The sequence below is a fragment of the Jannaschia pagri genome (assembly GCF_019655435.1).
Lineage (GTDB): Bacteria > Pseudomonadota > Alphaproteobacteria > Rhodobacterales > Rhodobacteraceae > Jannaschia > Jannaschia pagri.
In genome coordinates this window covers 101,315-107,734 of the sequence record NZ_BPFH01000008.1, presented here as the reverse complement: position 1 = coordinate 107,734, position 6,420 = coordinate 101,315, and the positions used below count along the sequence as shown (strand labels likewise).

Below are 6,420 nucleotides of genomic sequence, written 5' to 3'. Positions count from 1 at the left end.
CAATAACGTCCGACCCTCCGACAAGCCAAAACGCTCAACTCCATTCACCGTAAGCTTAAGCTCCGACATCTCTGCCAACTCCTCCCTGTTCGTTGACAGCAGACAAGCACAGGGACCTGGACCTGAGAACTACTCCTTTGGTCGCGGGTCCGACGCACGGTTGCAGCAATAGGCAGGATGCAGGGTCAACGACGACGTTCGCGGGGCTGGGGCCGGGTCGGAATCTCCTTGAGCAACCCCCCAACGCCCATGCCCGCGATATCCGCGTCCGTGACCGGCACGCCGCAGATCACCCGCTCCAGCACCCAATCCGCGCCGTTCAACGCAGGAGATCGCGCACAGCCCGGCAAGCCGACCACACAGGCATCGGAAAGATCGCCCAGAAACAACAGATTGCCCGGATCCACAGGCATTCCAAAGCGCGTCAGGCGCCCGCCAGCCTCTGTCAGAGCGGCGGGCCCCACATCGAGCGGGTCCGACGTCGCCGACGCGGTCAGTATCAGCCGCAGCGGGGCCTGGGCGCGGGCAAGGGCCTGGGACAGAGCTTCGGTCCGGTGCGGGACTTCCTGCACCGTGCAGGCCACGCCAAAACGCTGAAGCCGGGCGATTATCGCCTCGGCCCCCGTGGGCGCGCCGTCTAGGGTGGTCACGATCAAATCGGCCTGGGAGACTGTCGGCGCCGCCCTGGCCAAGGCGCCGGTCGCAGCCTCGCAGGCGCGGGCCAACGCGGTCTCTGGCACGGCATAGGAAATGATCTTGATCGTCGCGGCCATGGTGCCCGGTTCCATGCGCTGCCATTCCGGCAGGGTGGCCACGGTGATCATGGGGTCGACAGCGTTCACGGCTGCGATGGCATCAGGATCCACGCGCAACACCCCTGGGCCAGTCGCATGGAGGTTTGCGCGGCCCGTGAAGGCTTCTCGCACCTCTAGCCCTTGGCCGCAGAGCGCCTGGGCCAGGCGGGCGGCGGCGGCATTCTCTGGCACATCCCCAGGCTGCAATTGGGCGACGGTGATCCGGTCGACACCGGCAGCGGCCAGATGCTCCAGGTCTTGGGCACTCAGAACTGCGCCTTTGCGCAGACGACCACCCGGGATCACCACCGAATGGGCGAGGATCGCCCCCTCAGCGGCGGCCAGGGGCACCTCTCCGAAGCGCAAGGCGCCTACCCCTGCCGCAGCGCGGCGGTCATGGCCGCAAGGATCGCCACGGCGATTTCGCCCGGCGTCTTTGATCCGATGTCGAGACCGATTGGCGCGTCGATCCGCGCGATCTCAGCTTCCGTCAGCCTGGCCGCCTGCAGACGCGCGACGCGCTTGGCATGCGTCCGCGTGGAGCCGAGCGCGCCGACGTAAAACGCAGGCGACCGCAGTGCCTCGATCAGGGCCGGATCATCCAGCTTGGGATCATGGGTCAGGAGAACCACCGCCGTTCGGGCATCGGGGGCAAAGGCTGACATCGCTTCGTCAGGCCAATCATGGACCAGTGGCGTGTCCGGAAAGCGCGCGGGCGCGGCAAAGGCCTCGCGCGGGTCGATCACCGTGGGCGCATAGCCTGCTATGCGCGCCATGGGCACCAACGCCTGGGCGATGTGGACGCCGCCCACAACCGCCAGGCGCAAGGGCGGCGCATGCAGCGTCACGAAGGTCTCGCCGTCCTCATCCAAACCGCTGCGATCGGTCCGGAGCCGGTCCGCAACCGCCGCTTCGCCCCGCAAGGCCGTGGCGCCTGTGGTCAGGTTCACGGCCTGCCCCACCGGCTGCGACCGGGCGCGCCGTTCCACCAGATCGGCCAGCAAAGCCTCGGGCAAGGTCCCACCGACGGGCTCTAGTAAGATGCGGATGGTTCCACCGCAGGCTAAGCCGACGGCGAAGGCCTCATCGTCGCTGACGCCGTACTCCAGAATGCGGTGCTGTCCGTCGCCCCCGGCTGCGGGCATCGCGTCAAGGGCCTCGGCCACCACCGCGCCCTCGACGCAGCCACCGGAGACAGACCCAACCAGATCGGCATCCTGGGAAATCGCCAGTTGCGCGCCCAAGGGACGCGGCGCACTGCCCCAGGTCTGGATCACGGTCGCCAGGGCCGCGCCCTTGCCTTGCCGGTGCCACTCCAGCGCCGCGCGGGGCGCGTCGTCTAATGGGGTCATCGCGCGCCTCCCGTTCGCTCGCTGGTCCGCAGACGACAGGATGGACAAGCCCGCCCGCGGTCGCAAGGCTGATCGGCAGAGGGCCGACGCGACCTAGGTCGCAGGGCGCGGCAGGTGATTGTCCGCAGGCCGCCCGTCGCGCGTGGGACACTGGCCAGGAAACCCCATCATTCGGATGGTCCCGAGCCAGGATGCCCATGCTTCATGCCGTCAAGATTTCAGCGCGCACCCGTGTCAGAAAGCAATTGTTGCGTGCGGACCGCACATCGACGAAGGCGATATCCGGACGGGCCAAGCGATCTGCGATGGCATGGTCCAAGTCGCCGGATGCAACGATATCACCGGTGCCGTACCGGATCCGATGGTCGGAGGTATAGCCTTTGACCAGGTAGTCGGGTGACGTCCGCAGGATTGGCGGACGGCCTGGTCCCTCCCACGCTTTGCAAGCCTTCTGATGGAGGAAGATCGGCCCGAGTTCCGCGTAAGGTTGAAGCGCCGGAAAGGGCCGCGCGGCGAGGATCAGCATGCCCTCGCCCGCCTCGATGTTGCACAGGCAAGACCGACATGGCTTCCCTTACCCGTCGCTGATGGCACGTTCCGCAACTTGGCCATTGGCGTCCGGGCCGCCCGCCCGCATCTGGCGGACAAAGTCGGGGTCATAGGGGAGGAAGTGCATGGGATCGTCCTTCTTGCGGTGACCCCTTCACCGTGCCGAGGCGCCGAGCTTCCGCCGACCCGGAATCTGCGCTTTAGCCCCTCAACCGCGCTAAGGCGCCTGGGTCGTCTGGGCGGCTCAGCATGTCGGCCAGCCCCTCCAGCGAGGCAATGGAATGGCCTGGCCGGAGGCTGTCAACGTGTGGCAGCAACGCACGGATGCCCGCCGCCTTCGGCGCGAAGCCGTCCCACCGAAGCAACGGGTTGAGCCAGATCACCCGGCGCGCCGTCAGATGCAATCGCCGGGCCTCAAAGGCCAGTTGGTCCGCCTCGCCGCGATCCAACCCATCGGTCACCAGCAAAACGATGGCCCCCTGCCCCAAGACGCGCCGGGACCAGTCACGGTTGAACGCGTGGAGCGCTTCACCAATGCGGGTGCCCCCCTCCCAGTCCTGGGCCTCGGCCCCGGCGGCGGCGAGGGCGGCATCCACATCGCGGGTGCGCAAATGCCGCGTGATGTTCGTCAGCCGGGTCCCGAAGGTGAAGCCATGGACCTCGGCCCAGCCCTGCCCCTGGCGGTTGGAGACCGCGTGCAGAAAATGCAAAAGCGCGCGGCTGTAGGACGACATGGACCCCGAGATATCGCAGAGCGCCACCAGATTGGGCCAGCGCGTGCGCGGTGCGCTGTGGCGCAAGGTGGCCAAATCACCGCGCCGTAGGGCCGCCCGCAGGGTCGCGCGACGATCCACCTTGCCTTGGGTGGCAGGGCTCCGCCGACGACTGGGCAAGGGGGGCACCGGCAGCTGTAGGGTCGCCAGCATCTTCAGCGCCTCGGCCATTTCCGCGCCGGACATTTGTTCAAAATCCAGGGTCTTCAACCGCTCCTGCCCGGACGCCGTGGCCGAGGCGTCGATGTCCAGCTCTTGCCCGTCCTCTACGTCGGTCTCAGGCAGATCCAACTGATTGAGCAGGGCTTGGGCGGCGCGCTTTTCGGCGGGCTTGGCCGCGTGGTCATCTTGCACGCCCGACACCATGGGACTGAGCATGCCCATCATGTGCTCCAAATACCGGGGGTCGCGCCAATACAGACGGAAGAGCTGCGCGAACGTGGCCCGGTGTTCGGGCCGCTGCACGAAGACGGCCTCCAAGGTATGGAAGAAATCGTCTTTGTCGGTGAAACCCGCCGCCGTCACCGCGCGGATCGCGAGAATAAGGCGGTCGGGCCCTGCTGGCACACCGGCTCGACGCAGCGCAGCGGCGAAGTGGGCGATATTACCCGCCAGTTTGGGATCGTCGGGAAGGTCGAGGGAGGGCAGCTGCATGGGCCAAGGCTGGGGGGCTAGCCCCCCAGACCCCCCAGAGATATTTGAGCCGAGAAGAAAGAGATGCGCATCACGCCATTTCCGCCCGGACCTCATCGAGAATACGTTTCGCCTCGGCGCCTTCGACCTTTTGGATGTCGTCTTGGTATTTCAGCAGGGCGCCGAGCGTGTCGGAGATCACCTCGGGCGACAGGTCAATGATGTCGAGCGCCAGCAGGCATTTCGCCCAGTCGATGGTTTCCGCGACGCCCGGCTTTTTGAACAGATCCTCACCGCGCAGGGCTTGGACAAAGGCCACGACCTCAGCGCTGAGGGCTCGGGCCGCTTCGGGGGCGCGGGCCGAGAGGATCTCCATCTCACGGGCGTGGTCGGGGTAGTCGACCCAGTGATAGAGGCACCGGCGTTTCAGAGCGTCATGGACCTCGCGCGTGCGGTTGGAGGTCAGGATCACAATGGGCGGTGCCGGGGCCTTGACCGTGCCGGTTTCTGGAATGGTGACCTGGTAGTCCGACAGGGCTTCCAGCAGAAACGCTTCGAAGGGCGCGTCTGTCCGGTCGATTTCATCGATCAAGAGGACCGGGGGGCCCGCCGGGTCGGGGCGCATCGCCTCCAGCAGAGGGCGGGTGATGAGGAAGTCGTCGGAGAAGAGATCGGGCGGCTCGCCCCCAAGGGCCTCAGCCTTGCGGATGGCGATCATTTGGGCGGCAAAGTTCCATTCGTAGACCGCAGAGGCCGCATCGAGACCCTCATAACACTGCAACCGGATCAACCTGCGCCCCAAGGCCGCGGCGATGGCCTTGGCGATCTCGGTCTTGCCGGTCCCGGCCTCCCCCTCCAAAAACAGCGGCCGCTGCAGGGTCAGTGCGAGGAAGGCGACAGTGGCAAGCGCCCTGCCGCAGACGTAATTCTGATCGGCCAGCTGGGCCTGAAGGTCGTCGATAGAGGTCATGGCGCCATGGGGCATGGCCCACCGGGCGCCGTCAACCGCAGGACAGCCAGTCGCGTTGCCTAAGCCCGACTTAAGTCTTACCCCTGACGGATCACATGTGCCGGAGGACACGATGAAGGATATCGCCGCCACGGGTTTCGGCCCAGATCTTGCCGCCTTCGATTGGGCCGATCCCTTTCTGCTCGAAGACCAGCTTGGGGAAGACGAACGGCTTTTGCGGGACGGTGCGGCGGCCTTTGCGGGCGATGTCCTCGCGCCCCTCGTCCGCGACGCCTACGCCAACGAGACGGCCAACCCCGAGATCTTTGCCAAGATGGGCGCCGCCGGATTGCTGGGGATCACAATCCCGGAGGAATACGGCGGTCTGGGCGGCAGCTATGTCACCTATGGGTTGGTAGCGCGGGAGATTGAACGCATCGACAGCGGGTATCGGTCGATGATGTCGGTGCAATCCTCTTTGGTGATGTACCCCATCCATGCCTATGGATCAGACGCCCAGCGCCAGAAATACCTGCCGGGATTGGCGGCGGGCACGTTGATCGGCTGCTTCGGCTTGACCGAACCGGATGCCGGATCCGACCCAGCCGGTATGAAGACGCGCGCCGAGAAGACGACGAATGGTTATCGCCTGGTCGGATCGAAGATGTGGATCTCCAATGCGCCCTTCGCCGATGTCTTCGTCGTTTGGGCCAAGTCAGAGGCCCACGGCGGGAAGATCCGTGGGTTTATCCTGGAAAAAGGGATGGCGGGGCTGAGCGCGCCCAAGATCACCGGCAAGCAAAGTCTGCGCGCCTCGACTACTGGCGAGATTGTCATGGATGGGGTCGAGGTAAGCGAGGAGGCGCTGTTGCCCGGCGTGCAGGGCCTCAAGGGACCTTTCGGCTGTTTGAATCGGGCGCGTTACGGCATCGGTTGGGGCGTCATGGGCGCGGCCGAGGCCTGTTGGCACGCGGCGCGTCAGTATGGGATGGATCGCAAGCAATTCGGCAAACCACTGGCGCAGACGCAGTTGTTCCAGAAAAAGCTGGCCGACATGCAGACAGAGATTGCCCTAGGGTTGCAGGGCGTCTTGCGTGTCGGTCGTCTGATGGATCAGGGGCGCGCGGCGCCGGAAATGATCTCCATCCTGAAGCGCAACAATTGCGGCAAGGCTTTGGACATCGCGCGCCTGGCGCGGGATATGCACGGCGGGAACGGGATCTCGGAGGATTATGGCGTGATCCGTCACATGATGAACCTGGAGACGGTGAACACTTACGAGGGCACGCATGATGTCCATGCCCTGATCCTGGGGCGGGCGCAGACGGGGTTGCAGGCCTTCTTTTGAGGCGGGTGCGGGCCGCCTCAGG

Annotated in this window: 5 protein-coding genes and 1 pseudogene; 1 reads left to right on the top strand and 5 read right to left on the bottom strand. The window is 65.7% G+C overall.

Translation table 11 applies throughout. The annotated features are described in order from the left end of the window. Positions 1-185: 185 nt before the first annotated feature. The 5 genes and pseudogenes from K5R33_RS17690 to K5R33_RS17670 all read right to left on the bottom strand — a co-directional run bounded on the left by K5R33_RS17690 (position 186) and on the right by K5R33_RS17670 (position 5,071). Complete coding sequence (locus K5R33_RS17690) at positions 186-1,160, bottom strand: molybdopterin-binding protein (RefSeq protein WP_220750410.1); 975 nt, start codon at positions 1,158-1,160, stop codon at positions 186-188. A 5-nt stretch (positions 1,161-1,165) separates the two neighbouring features. Next, entirely contained in the window at positions 1,166-2,146 is a 981-nt protein-coding gene (locus K5R33_RS17685) for an XdhC family protein (protein ID WP_220750409.1), read from the bottom strand. A gap of 202 nt (positions 2,147-2,348) precedes the next feature. Beyond that, positions 2,349-2,708: pseudogene (locus K5R33_RS17680) on the bottom strand (DUF1203 domain-containing protein); the annotation flags it as partial. Between the two features lie 187 nt (positions 2,709-2,895). After that, positions 2,896-4,122, bottom strand: a complete 1,227-nt coding sequence (locus K5R33_RS17675) for a vWA domain-containing protein (protein ID WP_220750408.1) — start codon at positions 4,120-4,122, stop codon at positions 2,896-2,898. Positions 4,123-4,192: 70 nt separating this feature from the next. Then, positions 4,193-5,071 carry an AAA family ATPase gene (locus K5R33_RS17670; protein ID WP_220750407.1) on the bottom strand — a complete coding sequence of 293 codons (879 nt, stop codon included), beginning with the start codon at positions 5,069-5,071 and terminating at the stop codon, positions 4,193-4,195. A 112-nt stretch (positions 5,072-5,183) separates the two neighbouring features. Here K5R33_RS17670 and K5R33_RS17665 point away from each other — a divergent pair, with 112 nt between their 5' ends. Further along, complete coding sequence (locus K5R33_RS17665; protein ID WP_220750406.1) at positions 5,184-6,398, top strand: acyl-CoA dehydrogenase; 1,215 nt, start codon at positions 5,184-5,186, stop codon at positions 6,396-6,398. The last annotated feature ends 22 nt before the right edge of the window (positions 6,399-6,420 follow it).

Bases quoted from the DNA above. Each gene is read 5' to 3' on its own strand.
- K5R33_RS17685 (WP_220750409.1), bottom strand. From the start codon at position 2,146: ATGACCCCATTAGACGACGCGCCCCGCGCGGCGCTGGAGTGGCACCGG.
- K5R33_RS17675 (WP_220750408.1), bottom strand. From the start codon at position 4,122: ATGCAGCTGCCCTCCCTCGACCTTCCCGACGATCCCAAACTGGCGGGT.
- K5R33_RS17670 (WP_220750407.1), bottom strand. From the start codon at position 5,071: ATGACCTCTATCGACGACCTTCAGGCCCAGCTGGCCGATCAGAATTAC.
- K5R33_RS17665 (WP_220750406.1), top strand. From the start codon at position 5,184: ATGAAGGATATCGCCGCCACGGGTTTCGGCCCAGATCTTGCCGCCTTC.